The 17581-nt window shown below is 63.8% G+C and carries 13 protein-coding genes and 3 tRNA genes; 8 read left to right on the forward strand and 8 right to left on the reverse strand.

The annotated features are described in order from the left end of the window. The first annotated feature begins 335 nt into the window (after positions 1–335). The 4 genes from ED92_RS16760 (at position 336) to ED92_RS16775 (ending at position 1142) form a co-directional block, all read left to right on the forward strand. Positions 336–761, forward strand: a complete 426-nt coding sequence (locus tag ED92_RS16760) for an SsgA family sporulation/cell division regulator (RefSeq protein WP_005159130.1) — start codon at positions 336–338, stop codon at positions 759–761. A gap of 136 nt (positions 762–897) precedes the next feature. Then, a tRNA-Gly gene (locus ED92_RS16765) sits at positions 898–970 on the forward strand. 25 nt (positions 971–995) lie between these two features. Then, positions 996–1066 (forward strand) — tRNA-Cys (locus ED92_RS16770). A 1-nt stretch (position 1067) separates the two neighbouring features. Next, a tRNA-Val gene (locus ED92_RS16775) sits at positions 1068–1142 on the forward strand. 14 nt (positions 1143–1156) lie between these two features. Here ED92_RS16775 and ED92_RS16780 read toward each other — a convergent pair. Both ED92_RS16780 and ED92_RS16785 read right to left on the reverse strand, forming a co-directional pair. Beyond that, positions 1157–1372 (reverse strand): hypothetical protein, encoded by a 216-nt coding sequence (locus tag ED92_RS16780; protein WP_037339002.1) that lies wholly within the window; start codon positions 1370–1372, stop codon positions 1157–1159. Positions 1373–1439: 67 nt separating this feature from the next. Continuing rightward, the gene (locus ED92_RS16785; RefSeq protein ID WP_235213296.1) at positions 1440–2174 is read right to left on the reverse strand and encodes an integrase core domain-containing protein; all 735 of its coding nucleotides are present in this window, start codon (positions 2172–2174) and stop codon (positions 1440–1442) included. On the opposite strand from ED92_RS16785, the gene ED92_RS42775 reads away from it, so the two are divergent. After that, entirely contained in the window at positions 2157–2837 is a 681-nt protein-coding gene (locus ED92_RS42775; RefSeq protein ID WP_161791109.1) for a hypothetical protein, read from the forward strand. The genes ED92_RS16785 and ED92_RS42775 overlap by 18 nt on opposite strands. Positions 2838–3003: 166 nt before the next feature. Here ED92_RS42775 and ED92_RS43350 read toward each other — a convergent pair whose 3' ends face one another. From ED92_RS43350 to ED92_RS42480, 5 genes are all read right to left on the reverse strand, one after another. Then, complete coding sequence (locus tag ED92_RS43350; protein ID WP_063777596.1) at positions 3004–3345, reverse strand: integrase core domain-containing protein; 342 nt, start codon at positions 3343–3345, stop codon at positions 3004–3006. 33 nt (positions 3346–3378) lie between these two features. Further along, positions 3379–3798: a hypothetical protein gene (locus ED92_RS42905; protein ID WP_063777598.1), complete on the reverse strand. Its 420-nt coding sequence runs from the start codon at positions 3796–3798 to the stop codon at positions 3379–3381. Between the two features lie 268 nt (positions 3799–4066). Then, a complete protein-coding gene (locus ED92_RS16805; protein WP_052120601.1) occupies positions 4067–4675 on the reverse strand; it encodes an SEFIR domain-containing protein in 609 nt (202 codons plus the stop codon). Between the two features lie 205 nt (positions 4676–4880). Continuing rightward, a complete protein-coding gene (locus ED92_RS41375) occupies positions 4881–6119 on the reverse strand; it encodes a TIR domain-containing protein (protein WP_052120603.1) in 1239 nt (412 codons plus the stop codon). Positions 6120–6294: 175 nt separating this feature from the next. After that, positions 6295–6513, reverse strand: coding sequence for a hypothetical protein (locus ED92_RS42480; protein WP_152610937.1), 219 nt, complete (start codon positions 6511–6513; stop codon positions 6295–6297). Between ED92_RS42480 and ED92_RS42485 the strand changes: the two genes are divergently transcribed. Together ED92_RS42485 and ED92_RS16820 are read left to right on the forward strand one after the other, a co-directional pair. Continuing rightward, entirely contained in the window at positions 6484–7236 is a 753-nt protein-coding gene (locus ED92_RS42485) for a hypothetical protein (protein WP_152610938.1), read from the forward strand. The two genes, ED92_RS42480 and ED92_RS42485, sit on opposite strands and share 30 nt — an antisense overlap. A gap of 3 nt (positions 7237–7239) precedes the next feature. Further along, the gene (locus ED92_RS16820) at positions 7240–10089 is read left to right on the forward strand and encodes a toll/interleukin-1 receptor domain-containing protein (protein WP_037339009.1); all 2850 of its coding nucleotides are present in this window, start codon (positions 7240–7242) and stop codon (positions 10087–10089) included. On the opposite strand, the gene ED92_RS41380 is transcribed toward ED92_RS16820, so the two are convergent. After that, entirely contained in the window at positions 10074–12017 is a 1944-nt protein-coding gene (locus ED92_RS41380) for a tetratricopeptide repeat protein (RefSeq protein ID WP_052120605.1), read from the reverse strand. The genes ED92_RS16820 and ED92_RS41380 overlap by 16 nt on opposite strands. 1164 nt (positions 12018–13181) lie before the next feature. Here ED92_RS41380 and ED92_RS16835 point away from each other — a divergent pair. Next, on the forward strand, positions 13182–17492 hold the full coding sequence (locus ED92_RS16835; protein WP_161791110.1) for an NYN domain-containing protein: 4311 nt from the start codon (positions 13182–13184) through the stop codon (positions 17490–17492). Positions 17493–17581: the final 89 nt, after the last annotated feature.

Genomic DNA, 17581 nt, shown 5'->3' on the forward strand with positions numbered 1-17581 from the left:
GACCACACTCCGCTCACCAGCAAATACGGAGCGAACAACCACGAGCTAGTCGGGGTTGTCCCGGCCGGGGGCCGCCCGCGACGCGTTTCGACATTCGTGCGACGGTGCTATCGCGTGACGACTAAACCGCGCAGTATGTACATGTGGACTGCCTGCAGGGCGCATGGAGGGCTGCGCGTCGCGCGGGTGATGATGGGGTGACGGAGTATGGACCCGGGGTCCGATGACCCCGTCCGGGTGATCTGCGGCAAAACCGCGTTCCGATCAGCCGGCCGAAACGTCACATCATCGCCACTCGGTTCGACCGGGCCGGGAAGGAGACGAAGGGTAGGACGATGCGCAACGATCACGTGACGCTCCGCTCGACGGCGGTGTTCGACCTCCTGGCGCCGCGGACCCCCGCGGTCCCGGTGAAGGTGGAACTGCGATACGACACCCGCGACCCGTACGCGGTCGTGGCCGCCTTCCGCACCGGCCGCGCCGGCTGGGTCGAGTGGGTCTACGCGCGCGATCTCCTCGCCGACGGCCTCCTGGCCGACGCGGGCGACGGCGACGTACGCATCCGCCCCTCCGTCGAAGACCCCGAGTCCGTCCTCATCGAACTGAACTCGCCGTCCGGGCACGCCATGTTCGAGGCGTCCGCTCAGGAGCTGGCCGACTTCCTCGACCGGACCTACGACGTCGTGCTCCCGGGCAACGAGCATCTATGGGTCGACGTCGACGACGCCCTGACGCACCTGATTCCCAACGATCTGGCCTGATGACGGCCTTGCGAACAGCAAGTGGCACCCCGGTTGCAGAGCCGTTTTCGGGATCGGATAGTGTTCACACACACCACGGCGACGGGGTGAGAGACAGAACCGCGAGGCTCTGAACTCCCATCCAGACCGAGGATGTGCGGATGTAGCGCAGCTGGTAGCGCATCACCTTGCCAAGGTGAGGGTCGCGGGTTCGAATCCCGTCATCCGCTCGGAAGGCCCTCTCGGGCCTGACACGGTGGAGTGGCCGAGAGGCGAGGCAACGGCCTGCAAAGCCGTGTACACGGGTTCGAATCCCGTCTCCACCTCGCGCGATTAGCTCAGCGGGAGAGCGCTTCCCTGACACGGAAGAGGTCACTGGTTCAATCCCAGTATCGCGCACCATCTGTTTTCGCAGGTCAGAAGCCCTGCTCCTCCTCGGAGGGGCGGGGCTTCAATCGTAAAAAGGGCGATGAAAAGGCGATGGCCTTCGGAGCGGTCTCGAGCCGCATGTCACCGAACGTCGCATGCAGGTGCGGGAACCACTCCCCCAGCTTCGTCCGCTCACCTGCGGTGAGCGCGACAAGCGACCCGATGCACCGCGTCTTCAGCGCTTGCAGAATCTGTTGACGCATCAACGGAGTCACGTGGTCGTAGACCTGTGGGGTTCCAAAGCGCGGTCGTAGGCGTTGACCAGGATTTCTATGCGGCTGCGGACTCATACTCGTTGATCATGCCTCCGAGAAGCCGCTGTCGCTTGATCCGTTGGGCGTTGGGGTTCGCCACGGGGTGGGTCGGCCGTGGTGGGCGAAGCTCGCGGGAACGGTGCGGCCGTCGACCGTTGTAATGCCGGACGTACTCAACGAGCACGGCGCGCAAATGCCGTTCGCTCAGAATCAACATCCGGTCGGTGAGCTCGATTCTGACCGTAAGCACGAACCGTTCTGCGTAGCAGTTCGCCCGCGGGCAGCGCGGAAGGATCTTCACCGTCTCGATGCCCGCGTCGGCCAGGACGGCATCGAACGCGGCCGCGAACTGACCGGCCCGGTCACGGATGAGAAACCTGAACTCGTCGACTCGATCACCAAGATCCAGCACGAGATTACGAATCTGCTGCGTAGTCCACCAGCCGTCCGGATTCGTGGTCGTACCGAGGATATGGACGTAGCGGCTGCCGACCTTCAGCACGAAGAACACGTAGATCCTCCGGAGGGTGAGCGCACAGTCGACGTGGAAGAAGTCGCACGCCGGCATCGTCGAGGCCTGCGTGCGCAGGAATTGCCGCCAGGTCGTGTCGGTGAGCCGGACCGGCGCAGGAGGTACGCGTGCCCGCTGCAGGATCCGCCGGATAGTCGAGGCACCGCACGCACTTTGTTCGACGCGAAACTCGGGGATGCTCCCGAGATCCCGCTGCCGACGGTGAAGAAGTTCGCCCAAGTTCACCAGGAGCCGGAGTTCGAGACAGCTGTGCTGAAATCGATCGCTCTGGATCCGAGTCGGCCCGCGGACCGACGCCTGGAGGCTGCGGAAGAGATTTTGCAGCGTGGTGATCGGGAGATTTCGCACGCTTTAACTGCACTCGCGGCAGATCTGACCGTCGGTTTCGCCACCAGGGTCGCTGCGACAAGCAGAATGTTGTCTTTCGATGAGGTGCGTGGTGTCGAGTTGGCGAAGTCGCTGCTCGACGAGGACGGGTTGTCCTGGGAGGAACGCCACTCGCTGGCCAAGGCTCTGATCGCAAGCTCTGGATCACGCGGCGCGAATGTTCTCCTCAAAGCGACTCGGCAAGACGATGCTCTCGAGATACTTGGCGACCTCGAGGACCGCGGATCCGACCACGCCGCCGTTCTGGCCTCCGTGATCAGCCGGGACGAGCGGTTCGCTCCTCGGACCCGGCTGGACGCGGTCGAGTACGCCACAAGTCACGGACCGGATGGAAGCGTTCGATTCACTCGACAGTATCGCCAAAGCGCTGCGTGCGACCCCAAACCGGCACGGTCTCTGAGTTCGCTCGCTATACAGGCGAAGGTCCGCCTTGGCTTCGCGCTGGTGACGAGACACGGCCAAGCTTTGGAGATAGGGCCGTCCACGGGGTCTTGACCTGCGGTTTGGCCAGCGACAACCACGTCATGAACAAGAACGCGACGATGTTCAACATCGCACCGTAGGCGAGCTGACCTGCGGGGTTCAGTAACTCTGCCATGTCGCTGAGCTGGGCCTATGCTGCAGCGTCATATTCGTTGATAAGACCTCCGAAGATCTTCGTTCAGTTGATCCGTTGAGCTGGGAGCGGGATGAGGTCCGGGTCGTCCAGGGGCGCTCGTAGATTCAGGCCATGGCCTTGGTGGGTCCGGCCAGAGTTGTAGTGCTCGGCGTACTGCTCGAGTACGACACGCAGGTGCCGATCGCTGGTGATGAGCATCCGGTCGGTGCACTCGGCTCGGACCGTCTTCACCCAGCGCTCCGCGAAGGCATTCATCTTAGGGCTTTGCGGAGCCGATTTCTTGATCTCGATGTTCGCGGGACCGAACATGGCGTCGAACGCGTCCGTGAAGATCGAGTCCCGGTCCCGGATCAGATACCGGAACGCACTGGCCTGCTCCCCCACATCAGCCAAGAAGCCCCGGGCGAGTTGAGTCGCTCAGCCCGCATTTGGATGGTCGGTGACCCCGAGGATGTGCACCCGCCTGGTCCGATGTTCCAGGACAAAGGACACGTAGAGGTGTTTGAGGGTGACGGTCTCGACCTGGAAGAAGTCAGTCGCTAGGATAAGTGCCGGCCTGGGCTTGGAGGACCGCGCACCACGTCGTCCCGCGTCGGCGCGGGCGGGATGCGGTGGCTGATCGACGTACTCGGCCAGCACCTGCTCCAGATGACCCCGGTTGACGATGAGCATCCGATCCAGACACTCGCGACGCACACTGCCTACCCATCGCTCGGCGATCGCGTTCGCCCGAGGAGCTCGAACAGGGCTCCGCAGGACCTCGATGCCGACCGACGTGAACACCGCCTCGAACGCGGCCGTGAACTTCGCGTCACGGTCACGGATCAGAAACCGCAAACTGCCACTCGGTCACCGAGTTCCACCAGCAGGTTCCGGGCCTGCTGCACCAGCCACTCCACAGTCGGATGAACCGTCGCCCGAACGATGTGCACCCGCCGACGATCATGCTCGACGACGACCAGCCACAGGCTGAGTTTGCAGGAACCGGATCTGCAGCAGTTGTTCCGCCGAGAGCAGGGCCAGAGCGGCAGACGGACATGAAGTGCTGGCTTTCCTTGACAAAATGGCGGGAAATTCCGTCGGAATCCCCTGCCACCGGAATAGGCTAGGCCTGTACTGGGAATGCGATCAGCGGTCCGAGCGGCGGGCGAAGATGTGCCCTCTGAACAGTTATCGTCCTCAGGAGACTCTCGGCTCCCCTGGGCGTCAGGTCGGTGACAGGGTAGTGGTCGGCCGTCAGTGGCTGGAGGAACAGAGGTATCTCGTGCCACGAGTGGCCCGGCAGCACGACGGGCAACAATCGCTGAGTCCACGTCGCGCGGTCTCGTTGCAGGAGTTCACGCAGCAGGCACATCTCTGACTGGCCACCGAGGTTGAGGTGCGCGGGTGCCTGACCGTCCCCGACGGTGCGGCACGACGGCGACGCCATGACGATCACGAAGTCCGCCCTCGTGATCAACTGCGCGGCCCAGGCGTACCAGTCTTGCCGTCTGCCGGTGAACCAGCGGTCGAGTTGGGCATCAACGCCGCACGAGCGGAGGAAAGTGGCGAAATGGAGGACGTCGGCCTTATGCCGGTCCGATTCGTGGAGGTAGGCCACGAACGCGGTCGGATGGCGGCCGATGGCGGGTCCGGACCGTGTCCGGTGGGGCGAAAGGAGCGGCGAAGCGGTGCGGTAGTAAGGCGGGGGAACCCTTTTGCTGACCATGTCCATGTTCGTAGAGTCTCTTCACCGGAGATGTCCGGCGAGCCCTGTCCGGCGGCGGTAACTGCCGGACACGCCATCAGCCCAGGCGTAGCCCGCCGAGTGTCCGGGGAATTCGTCCGGCGCCGGACGACGCGAGGGGGCACCGGTAAGCCCGGATCCCACCGGCGCTTCCAGCGAGTGATGACCGAACTCGGCGGAACTTCGCCGACACTCAATGCATCGACTCGATCTGCACCTTGTAGTCGTCGTACCCGTAGACGTCGTCACTGGTCGTGAGGCTGAACGACTTCTCCTCGCCTAGCTCTAGGTTGCGCACCACGCCCATCGCGGATCCAGTAATCTTCCCACCCGCGTAAAATGTGGCCTTCAGCATCAACCACGCTACCGGGATGCTGCCCGCCTTGATCTCGCCGTGCACGGTATGCATACCTAGCGAATCACGTGTCACTGAGAAGTTGCCGAGAGTGGGGTTTCGGCCAGAGCTCGACGGTTTACCCGGCGACGAGGTTGCCGTAGGGCGCGGAGGCTCTTCTGGAGGTGTGAGCTCCACCGAGAGCCAGTCATCGCCGCTCGTGTTTACCGCGCAGCCGATAGCACGCAGCCGCTCGGCGAAGCGGTGCTTCATCTTCGGTGAGTTGTCCAGCTTGACGACATTCCGGCCGCCGATGTCCGTGAACGGGCGCACCTTGCCGAACTCGACGATGATCGTCTCGTCGGGACGCCGTGCGAACACCATTCCCGCTTCGAAGAACACGTTCGGCCGCGCCTGACCATGCGGCGCGAGCTCCCAGTCGTCGTCACCGTCCGCGTGCTCGGGCCTCAGCCTCACCTCGTCGTCCGGTGTCTGCAGCACGACGACTGCCGTGCCCATGCCGAGCACATGCCCCACTACGTCACCGATGTGCGGCGCGCCCTGCTTGGTCGCGGCCAGGGCTTCGTTCCACTCGATCGGGTGAAGGTCGAGGGCGCGCAGGAACGCGTACACCGCCTTGCGGGCCGCCTTGTCCCTGCCGTGGATGACGAATACCGTCCGCGCGAGCTCGCTCTTGGCCTCATCGGACGACTGCCACACCGACCCCTGCCAGCGGTACGGACCATCCCCCATGCCCTGCAGCGCATCGCCGAGTTTCGCGAAGGCGTGGTCAGGGTCGTTCGCGGTGATCTGGAAGACGATGCTGGTGGCGCGGTCCTCGATCTCCAAGAACTCGTTGGCACGGCGGCGAGTCTGCAACCAGCCACGGCCCGCATCGGCGGTCGTGCGGAGCACGTCGGCCGTCGAGTCCACGAGGTTGATCACCGCGGCGACCGCGTCCTCGCGTTGGCCACGACGGTCGAGGTCTATGCCACGCGACGCCGCAAACTCCTGCTGGTGCAGCATTTTGTCGAGCTCAGCGCGCTCGGCCTCAGCGACGTCATCCGCGAACCTGACGACGGCGACACGTTCTGTCATTCGCGACATGATGCCATCAGATTCGCGCGATGTGGTTGCATGGGTCGATGACCGCTGGACCGCTCGATCAGCTCATCAACGCCCTGGCAGACTCCGTGAGAGTCCTCGACGGTGAGGACCTCCAAGTCGCTTTGGCCCTGCGATACAACGAGGACTTTGCCGCGCCCGCCAATTTCTACGATTCGCTATCGTCGAGGGTGTTGGGGACGGCGAGAACCGCCGTGCCCGGGAACTCCTCCTCACCGAACGCGTTGTGGCACGGCAGATCGGTCATCGGCACCGTGTCGCGGAAGCCATCCACCACCTCGCTCAGAACTACCGGCTGCGCACCGAGTTCCTCGTCGCCGAGGTTTGGAACCGGGCCATGCTCGACGAGCAGACCGTTCTCGCGCACACACGCGCCTGGCATGAGCTGGCCGCGATCCGCGAGGTCAACGCTGACTACGCGACCGGTCACGACCTTCTGCTGTCGGGCATTGACGATCTGCGATCGGTTCCCGGAGTTCCGGGGGTGCCCGACTCGCGAGTAGGGACCGTGCTGCAGCAAGCCATGTTGTTCCGGGTGCAGGGCGAGTTGGACCGACCGGTCCGGACTGTCAGGGAGGGCTACTTCGCCAAGGCCAACGACCTCGGCAAGTTCCTGCAAGGCCTCGTCGCCCTGCGCGAAGGCGGCCTGGAGGTGGTGCTCGGCCGCGGCGCTCCGGCGTTCCACGCCTACCGGCGGGCCAAACAATACTTCACCGGACTAAGCCACAACAAACGTGAAAATCGCACAGGTTCGTCAGATCACGTGCCTACGTGCGACCAACGAACCGTGGAGTGGCACGGCGCAGAGCAGGTATGGCACAGACCCGCGGTCGGTGCGATCCTCAGCGGCGCTGACATCCGTCGTGGCGGGCACCGGGTCTATTGGCAGCATCGCATCTGCCGAGGTCGTGGCCCGTCTCCTGTCGATGCTGCACAGCGGAGTTCCGCTGTGCAAGGTGTTGCGATCAACGCAGCTGGACGTGCGGCAAACCATCCCGAGCTCGGACCGTTCGGTTGGGTGGGCCTCTGCATCATCGGGATGGGTACGAAGAGGGTTGGCGGTGCTTTCATCGGTATGACGAAGGGGTGAGCGGTGTCAAGCAGAACGAATGACGTTTTTCTTTGTTACAGCTGGAAGAACCAGGCTTCCGCACTCGCACTGCACGCGGCACTCACCGCGTCGGGCTTGCGCGTTTACCTCGACCAGATCGGGGGCGAGGACTGGGAACCACTCGGCGAGTCAGTGCTGCGCGAACTGCGGCGTTCCCGGACGCTCGTCGCGCTCATCACCCCGGAGTTCCCGCTCAGCCCGCACTGCCGAGATGAGCTCCACCTGGCGTTGCACGCCTCGTACTATCTCGACGAGGGACGCACGACGCGAGTGCTGGCAGTGGTCCAGGGTGTGTCCCCCGACCACGTACGTCCGCGCCAGCTCAGCTCGATCCGGCTGGCTAGGGACGGCAAGCAGCTCGACGACGTCGCGTCGAGCATCGCACGGGTCGTCGAGCAGCACGCCGGCACGTTCGGCGACGCACCCGAACCGGCGACCCCGAGATGGTTCCCAGAAGAGCTGGCCGGCGACCCCGATTTCATCGGCAGGCATGCGGAGCTGTGGGAGCTACACGAAGGTCTGCGCTCCAGGGCTAAGACGCGCGACCGCGGCCATGCCGTCGTGTACGTACGGGGCAAGGGTGATGTTGGCGGTCTCGGCAAGACCGCACTGTGCCTGCGGTACGCCCAGCTGTTCCAGCGTGATCACCCCGGCGGAGTGTTCCTGTTACAACTCGGCGGCAGCGGTGACGCCACTGATGACGCCGTGTGGGGCCGTTACCGGGAACAACTCGCGCTCATCTGCGAAAGGATGATGGTCGATGATCCGGGCAAGCTCACGGCCAGGCTCGCGGACATCGATGAGGACTACCTCTGGATCGTCGACGACGTCCCCACGACGGTCAGCAACGAGGTCCTGGACAAACTCGTCGCGCCGACGTCGCGCGGACGGACAGTAGTCACCACTCGGCGCAAAATGGCCGGCCACCGCTCCAGCACGGTGGAGCTCGACTCGTTGTCCCCTCAGGACGCCGGGGCCGTACTGACCTCGCACCGCCGGGCCGGGCCGGGCGACCGGAAAGCCGTCAACGCGATAACGACGATGCTCACCGGACACCCGCAGACACTGCGGCTCGTAAGCGGGCTCACCACACTGCCTGACTTCGCGAGCTACCCGATACTGCTCGACGAGCTGTCATCCCCTGAACCCGAGCGGCTGGAAACCGCCCAGTACGAACGAGAGCTGCCCTTCGGGTGCGCGAAGCCATTCGCCCGCGCCCTGCTCCGCAGCGCAGACGCGCTGGACAACCACACGAAAAAGTTGCTGTTCGCCGCCAGCGTGCTGGCACCGACCGTCATCCCCCATGGCCTCCTGCACGGCGTTGCTCGCCGACTCGGCGCGGGCACCCCTGCCGAAGTGGACAACGGCCTGCGCGGTGCTGCCGAGCGTGGCCTCATCGACCTCACGAACACGGCGGGTCCCACCATGCACGCGTTGATCGCGCGCAGCCTACGTTTCGTAGCCGAACCGCCCCTCCTCCGTGCACAGCTCCGCGATGCCGCCGTCACCGAGCTCGCCTCCGCCGTGACGAGCACACGCGACTCGTACCAGCACCGTGCGGTGCTGCACCACCTCCCCCATGTGCGTGCTGTAGCAGGTTTACTCGTCGGCGGCGATCGTTGGAGCATAGGGGAAAACGAGCGCTACCTGCTCAACGAAACCGGACGGACGCAGGCAGAGGCGGGCGACTTCCACACCGCGCTGGGGACTTACGAAGCGTTGAACACAGCATGTGACACAAACCACGATCTCGACGCATACACGCGTTACGCAGTACGCGCGAACCTCGGCGTCGCGCACGGCGTGGTAGGCCACCGTTCCATCTCACTGGCGATGAAACACGAGGCGCACCAAGGGTTTGTCATCGCCCTCGGTGTCGGCGCACCAGACACCCTGATCGCCCTGAACAACCTCGCACAGTCGCTTTTGGACGCAAAAATGTTCAATGAGGCTCACGCGAAGTTCCGTGAGGCCTACGTCGCCCAGCGGGACCACGTGGAGCGCGGCCCGTTTCATCGCGAGACCCTCAAAACGCTCTCCAACCTCGCCATCGCCCGGGGCCATCTCGGCGACACGCCCTCCGAGCGGAACCGACACCTGAGAGTGGCCCAACGATACTGGCGCGCGGTGCACAGACGCTGGCTAAAGGTCTCCCGGCCGGAAGACCAGTACTCTCTCGACCCGCTCAACGGCCTGGCGTTGAACTTCCGTGCGCTCGGCGACCTCGACCGCGCGCTCGAGGTGACCACCGAGCTGCTCGGCCTGCGCATTGAACTGCTCGGCGACGATCACCCGGACACCATCGGCACCCTCGAGAACAAGCTCGTCATCGAGGACGAACTGGGCCGGGACACACACGACGGATTCCGGATGGTCCTGGCACGCAGGCTCGGCGGCCAGGGGCCGGAACACCCGGACACGATGAAGACACTGCGCAACCTAATCATCAGCGAGTCGAGGTCTCCGCTGCGCACGCAGGGCAAGCTCGCCGACCTACCGGACGGTGACTTCGAGCCGGCTGAAGACGATTACGACGCGCTCAAGGAGGAGCTCAACGGGGCGACGGTCGCGTTGCACTGCCAACGCGTGGCAGAGTTCGGCAGCGACGACCCACGCACGCTGATGGCCACCTGCTATCTCGCCTACACCTCGGCGCTCTGCGTTGGTCTCGGCATCCCCGCCGAGCAAGCGGTGTTCCTCATCGGCGACGCCTACGAAGGTCTCGCCGACGCGACAGACGAGCACGTGGATCACCTCGGCGAGCACGACCTCCGCATCGCCGAGGCGATCCGCGAGTGGATTGGTGAGATCGCCCCTCAGTCCGAGGACTGACCTCCCTCGTGCAGTACCGCGAGATCCGCCCGGACATCGGCCGACTTCGGCGAACCGAGTTGCTCCAACGCGTCCGCCGCGAACCGGAGGTGCTCCTGAGCAGTGGTGAACTCGAACCGCGCGCGGGCAACGTTGCCCAGCCCCCACCAGCCCAACGCCTGCTCGTACGCGCTCTCGCAGACCTCGCCCGCGGCGATGGCCGCCCGGTAGGACCGCTCGGCGTCGTCGAGCCGAGCCCGCCGCAGCAGGAGTTGCCCGAGTGTGTTGTGTGCGCGGGCCGCGTCCATGTCCATCCGGCTCAGCCGGGCGCACAGCTCGAGCGATTCCACCAGGTGCTGCTCGGCCTCGGCCAAGAGGCCGGCTCTCAGTTCGATCTTCGCGACCGTGCGCAAGGCGATGGCTACATAGCGATGTGAGCCTGCGGCACGGTGATGGAGGAGTGCCTCATTGCCGAGTCGCAGCGCCTCGGCGAACTCGCCCCTGCGCCGCAGAATCACCGATTGGTTGATCAACGAGTTGCTCACGCCGTGCAAATCGCCCACCTCTGCGAAAAGCCGGCGCGCCGACTCATACTGCGCGACCGCGCGCTCATCGTGCCCCTGCTGGCTCAGCGCTACACCGAGGTTGTTGCGCGTCTTGGCCTCGCCTCCACGGTCACCGCACCGGATCGTGGCATCCAGTGCGCTTTGATGACTCTCGATCCACTCATGGGTTCGCTTGCTGAGGAAGAGGAACCCGCGCAGCGTGAACGCCAGCTGCCATCGCTCGTTGTCGAATGCCGGGTCGTCCAGCCTGCACAACGCCACCGCGTTCGTGCATTCGGCGTGCAGCCAGGTCAACGCGCCGTCGTAGTCGCTGAAAGGCGTGGGTACATCGGTCGAGCCCGTTATCGGAACGCGGTATCGGTCTGGAATGATGAGCTCGTCGGCCTTCCACGTAGTGTGCAGGAAGTAGTCGAACAACCTGCACCTGGCGGCGCGCACCGCCTGCTCGCCGTCCTGCTGTGCCAACTCATAGGCGTACAGACGAATCAGGTCATGCATCTCGAACCGGCCTGTCGCCGCCTCTCGTACGAGGTGCACCCGAGTGAGAGCACGCAGGTGCCTAGCTGCTGTTCGTAGTGGCAAGCCAGCCAAAGCAGCGACAATGTTCGCGTCGTACGACTGTCCTGGAAACACGCCGATGGCACGGAAGACCGCGGAGACATCGGCGGGAAGCTGGCGGTAGGACCAGGTGAACACCGTTCTCGGCGCCGAACGTGGGTCAGGCCCGTCAAGTTCGTCTAGCCTGTGTAGTTCATCCACCAGCTCCTCCTCAACAATACTCAGAGGCGCGAACAACCGCTGCCGGGTATTCTCAGCGACAACCCGTAGCGCGAGCGGCAGATGACCGCACAGCACCGCCAGCCTTCCTGTCGTCTCGATTGAGCGGTCGACGCGCTCACCGATCAGCTCACGCAGCAGCTCAACCGACTCGTCGGGAGTGAGCGGTTCCAGTGCGACCATCGCGCCACCGTGATGGACCGTGAGTCCGGACAACGTGTCCCTGCTTGTGACGAGCACGGGACAGCCAGGGGATCCAGGTAGTAGCGGTCGCACCTGCTCCTCGTCTCTCGCGTTGTCGAGTACGACGAGCATGGACCTGCCAGCTAGCGCGGTGCGCATCACCGAGGTCCGACCCGCCCGGTCGACAGGCACTGTCGCCGGGTCCAGCCCTAGTTGAGTCAGCCAGTCGACGAGAACCTCGTCTGGAGATGCTGGTTCGTCCGGCCCCCAACCGCGCAGGTCCCTGTACAACACACCGTCCGAAAACTCAACCAGTTTGCGGGAGGCCCACTGCACCGCGAGCGCGGTCTTGCCGACACCGGGCGAGCCCACCACCACAGCGATCCGGACCGTATCGGCACGCTCGAGGAGTGCTTCATCCAACGCAGCAAACTCGTTAGCACGAGCCACGAATCCGCTCACGCCGGGCGGGAGCTGTTGCGGGACGGATCTCGAACGCCGGAGAGTGGCTGTCGTTCCGAGCTCTCGAGCAGCACTGCGCGGGCTGATTCCGGCTTCAGCGCATACCCTCTCGTACAGGCCTTCCCAGTCCGTCACCCCCGTCACAGCGGCTGGGATGGTCTTCAGAACAGCGAGCATTGCAGGCCAAGTCGTACGCGCATCCGGAATGGTGTCACCTTTTTGGGCGCTGTCCCACGTCGACTTGGGAACCTCGCTCACTCCTGCTGCGGCCCGCGCTCCCCCAAGGGAACCCACCGCTCTGGCCAGTCCGTCTCGCAATCGCAGTCTGTGCGGCCCAAGCGTTTTCGACAACGCGCCACCTCTCCGGTGCTGTCCGACGTCGGCCAGCTTCGCCGGACATACAGCGCGGCGTCTACCCACACCGTGCTGGTTCACCCGGTCGGCCAGATCCCGTCTGAGTCTGGACAAGCCTCGCCGGCCGTGTGTCGGTTCCATCAGTCTTCAGCCCATGGACACTTGGCCACCAGCTCCACGCGAGACCGGGCTATTGCCCAAAACGGTCGCGTGCGTCACGCGCTACCATTCGGCGATCAGGCTCATCGCCGGCAGGAACCTCCTGCTTATCCGCTGTCGCCCAACTCTGCAGCTACACCGACCACGCACATCTGAACTGGACCTTCCGCCTCCTGGTCGGCACGACACCGACTTGCCTCGTCCAGTCCGGCGACGCCCGCACTGGCCTCTTCCTAGGCAGCGAGATCGCACTGCGTCCCCGGCACGCCACTGCAATCACGACAGCCCCTCTCATGAGCGACCTGCCGAGATTTGGTTTGCACACGACAACCGGATATTCCGATGGCTTTTCACAGGCGACCGTACGCCCACCAGAGGTTGGCGGGTGGCCAACATTCGGACCACCACCTCAAAGGATCACTACGACGTCACGGCACGATGACGAAAGTCCGCGTCGCGTAACAGGCTTTCCCTGCCAGTTGACTTCATAGTCCAGCGAGGCAATTAACTTCTGCGACAGCGCGCCTGCCCGAACATTGACGTGAGGGGATACCAGCAATGACACCGTGGTCCAGCGTCGACGATTCCGACCCCGAAACAATCCTAAATAAGATGATTACCGAAGTGGAGCCCTTGATCGATCTCTTTCCTCCCGAGTTCCGCGAAGCGCGGGCTTCGGAGTTCGCGAAAGCCAAGGAAGCGGCCACCCAGAAAGTTTTGACTGGAGACTTCTTGTCGAGCTTCGCCGGGATCTTGATCGACCTTGGAGAAGTGTGCTCCAAAGCAAAACAGGAAGACAAGGCACTACTCCTGCTGCACGGTGCCCACGAACTGTCGCGACTCTCGCGCACTTCGACCGGCGCAACACAGCAACGAGCGGCATTGCGCGCCGCGTGCATCGCCATCGTGCACTCACGCGTAGACAAGATCATCGCCTTTGGAGGTGATGAATCGATCGACGACGCCATCACGGAGGTCGATAGACTCCTGGAGTACGCTAGCAGCGGCGAAGACCAGAAACAGTGGCGGATGAGTGTACACGAGCAGGTACTGCAGTTGCTCGAAGCAATCCGCACGGAGCATGCGGGTGAACCCGAGTTTGAGCGAAACCTTATCAGAAACAATATCGCTGCCGTATTGAAACTGAGCTTGCCGCAGCACCTCAAAGAAGCTCAGCTGCACTGGCAGGAAATCGCCCTGCACGTGGCACCACACGCTCTCACCTTCGCGAAGACGGAATTCCCCGTTCCTCAGCGCCTGAGCACTTTACTGGACTTAGAATCACTTCGGAAGATCGAGATGGCAGTCGAAAGTGGTGAAGCCAGTAACATCCTCGACGCCCTCACTCCTGTCGAAGAAATTCTCGAAGCGAACCTCATTCGCCGCCTAGAGGTGAACATCGACTGGCTACCCCCTTCCGGCAGGGTGAACATTCGACGAGGTGTCCCAGACCCGAAGTGGCTCAAAGCGAAGAACAGCCTCGAGCGAGGTCACGCATCGGCGATCACCGAGTTCGAGAACCTCGACTTCAGCAAGAACAACCGCGACATCAATGCACATATGTGGTACGGCTACGCCTTGGGCAAACTTGGCAAACCCTTCGAAGTCCAAATTGTTCGCGAAATATTTGACGAAGTCGTTAAATCCGAGAATTTTGAACCCGCCTACCACGCCGTTGCTTACTGGAACCTGGCCATCGCCTGCTCCAGGTCGACCGCTTACAAAGACAACGCGTTGGATGCGCTCCTGCCACTCCTTGAGCAGGAGAACCATCCACCCGGATCTCTCGACCTCGCGTTGAAGTGGGCTATCGCCCAGCGCCGCAGCGACATACTCGGGGCTCTCTGCCAACGATGCCGCCACTACGAGGCACATCTTCTCGCCGCGCTGATCAACGCGAGGGCGTCCTATGATTCCGGCGACGTCGCCGTCGAACCGGTGCCTATCCGCCGGCTCGCCGCGATACTGCGCGATCCCGATCAGGAGTTTCCACATCCGGTCGAGGAAATCCGTGACATTCGTCGGCTGGACCAGATCGTGGAGGACTTCAAACGGCTTCAGCTTACCGCTGCGGGCATCGAGTGGTTCCAGCAGCGGCTGACCTCACCCCGCGAACGGTACAGCTACAAGAACTGGGAGTGCCTCGCGGCACTGTACGAATTCACTCGTGACTCCGCGGCGTCCTGGCGGGCCAGGTGCAAAAGCTTCGAAAGCACCCTGAAGTCCGCCAAGAGGAGAACGCAGCCCCAGCTCGCGACCCGCCCCCTGAAGAAACTGCTCGAATGGGGTCAGCACAACGAACACCAACGGGACGCACTCCGGATCCTCCGCAACTCCTGGCGGGACACCGGAATGAGCCAGGACGAAGTAGTCGTCTGGGAACGAAAGCTCGCGACTCCGGACGGATCCCCGGAGCCAGCCCCTGGGGTGGCGGGGTCTCTCGTTCCTCCGGGTCAGGGACGCGGGATGAACGCTGGAGAGGCCCGTGAGCTCATCGACCGCGTCGCTCCGCTTTTCGACAAAGTTACAACCTCGCAGAATCTGGTCGAGCGCTCCCGCGAGGTGAACGAACTCCTCGACGCCGTCGCCGTTCTTCAGCGCAGTGCGCCCGCGTCGGTGGTCAACGCGGTCCGTGAGGTCATCGCCCTGGCGACCGAACTCGAAGAAGGCCCCACAGCCGAACGGATCGATGCCATCGGCGAAGCCATGCGTGACGGCGAGCAGAAGATCACCGGCCTCCTCGAAGCCGTCCCGTTCGAAGTCCTGGGCCTGGCCAAGGCGGCCTTGCGGGCAGTTCGGCAAGCTCGCTCGAGGATCATAGGTGTAACCGGCCTAGCCCTGACGATGCCTGGTGCGCTGAGGATGACCCTGGCCGACCCGACGGACAAACGGCCTGCCACCACCCGTCTCGCCGTAAGGCTGTTCAATCCGGCGACAGAACCGGCGGAAGCCGTGAAGGTCACCGTGCTGTCGGAATCCGACGAGCTCGTCATCGAGACAGAGGAGCTGACGGTCGGCACCATAGCTGCGGAGTCCAAAACGGTGGTCGATTTCGTGGTGTCACTCAGAGACAAGCCGACGGCCGACGTCTGCGGGCTACGTTGCCACATCGCCTACCGATCCGCGGGCTTCGACCGGGCGGTACACGCTCGCGCGGAGGTACCCGTCGTGAGCCCGGCCCCGCCCATCCCGGTCCACGACAGGTTCGTCACCAGCGCGCCGGTCTCCGCCGACCGCACCGACCTCTTCCAAGGCCGCGATCGAGAACTCACCGAGTTGAAGGAAGCGTTCTCGGGGGGCCGGCTGAGGAGACTTTATTTCGTCAACGGAATTCGCCGGGTTGGCAAGTCGAGCCTGATGCGGCACTTAGGCCGCGTCTGTGGCTCCGAGTTCCTCACCTTGATCGTCACATTCGACATGGACACTGGGCTCAACGACCGGCAACTGGTCCGCGTTCTGTTCAAGAAGATCAATGAGCAGCTCCGGCGGGATCCCGAACTCACACCCCATGTTCTCACCCTGCCGGGTGCGGAGGACTTCGAACTCGATCCGCCCTGGACCGTCTTCGAGGACGGGCTTCGACGGCTCCAGCACAGCACAGGCCGCAAACTCCTGCTGTGCTTGGACGAGTTGCAGGAAGTCGTCCAGCGCATCGCAGACGTGACCCAGCCGCTCAGCGACGGGTTGCTGTCCCGGATCCGCGAGCACGCCCAGCAGCAGAGCGATCTCCTCTTCATCTGCACGGGCTCGGAGTCCTTCGAGGTGATGAAGAGACGATTCGACAACCGGCTCTGGGGCAACCTTCAGCCCTACAACGTGTCCTTCGTCGACAAGCAGGCGATGGAGCGCATCGTGACCGTGCCTCTGCAGCCGGACGGCGTCACCTGGCTGCCCGAATCTCTGGCCGCACTGTGGGACTTGACCGAAGGACACCCCTGGGTTACACAGGTCCTGGCCATACACACCGTGACTGCGCTCAACCGCGATCGTCGGCGAACGGTCACTCCGGGCGACATCAGCCGTGCGGCAGCGGTTGCACTCACCGAAGCGAACATCAGCGACCTCTGGTGGAACGAGACTGAAGGGGTGGTCACGGTGGCGCACCGGCAGGTCGCGTTCCTCGTGCTCAAACACCAGCCTGGCCCTCGAGTGGGCGTGACGACCGACGACCTGTTCCAGGCGTGCGCACGCTCCGGCATCCAGACCCCCGGCATCTACGTCGACGCCATGGCCAACCTCGAACTGCTGACGTTCGAAGGCAATGACACCAGTGAGGGCCGATGGCGCGTCCGTGGCGGTTTCCTCGAAAGGTACCTCGAGGGACTTCTCGCGCGGGAAGTCAGCGAGGCCCGCGTCAACACCTCAGCCCACCAGTCCACCCAGCCACTCGGTATCTTCCTCGACGTCGAAAATGTGAAGCGATCACTGGTCGATGCTCTTTCGCGCCGCAGTCTCGACGATCAGAAACGGCTCCGGCGGCGACTCGACGGCGACGAGGTCGGCCGCCGACTGCTCACGGCGGCTCGGCGTCACGGAAAGCCGGCCATCAAGTGGGCCGTCGCGAACTGGCACGCCGCCGACCTGCAGGACGACCAGATGAAGTACAAGGACGCCGGGTACCAGCCCGACATCGCGGGCAGTGCGAAGGCCAACGCATCCGACCACGTCCTCAAAGAACACATCCACAGCGCGCTGCGCGACGTGGCCCTCAACGCGTATGTCATCGGAACAGGAGACGGGGACTTTCGGGAGATCATCCACACGCTTCAGTCGGCCGGCAAGTACATCGTCCTCTGGGCCACCCGTGAGAACATGAGCAACGCCTTCGGCGCCAATCTCAGGAGCGACGACGGAACTCTCACGGTCGAGTTCCTCGAGGACATCGTCTTCGGCGGCGACGACGACGATCAGGCTCAGGCCTGACAGGGACAGACCAAGCGGTCAGCCCGCCGTGGAACCCCGCGAACCGGGTGGCTGACCGCCGGCATCTGAACTATCAGGACGCGGAATAG

The sequence above is a fragment of the Amycolatopsis sp. MJM2582 genome (genome assembly GCF_000754115.1).
In the GTDB taxonomy this organism is placed as follows: domain Bacteria; phylum Actinomycetota; class Actinomycetes; order Mycobacteriales; family Pseudonocardiaceae; genus Amycolatopsis; species Amycolatopsis japonica.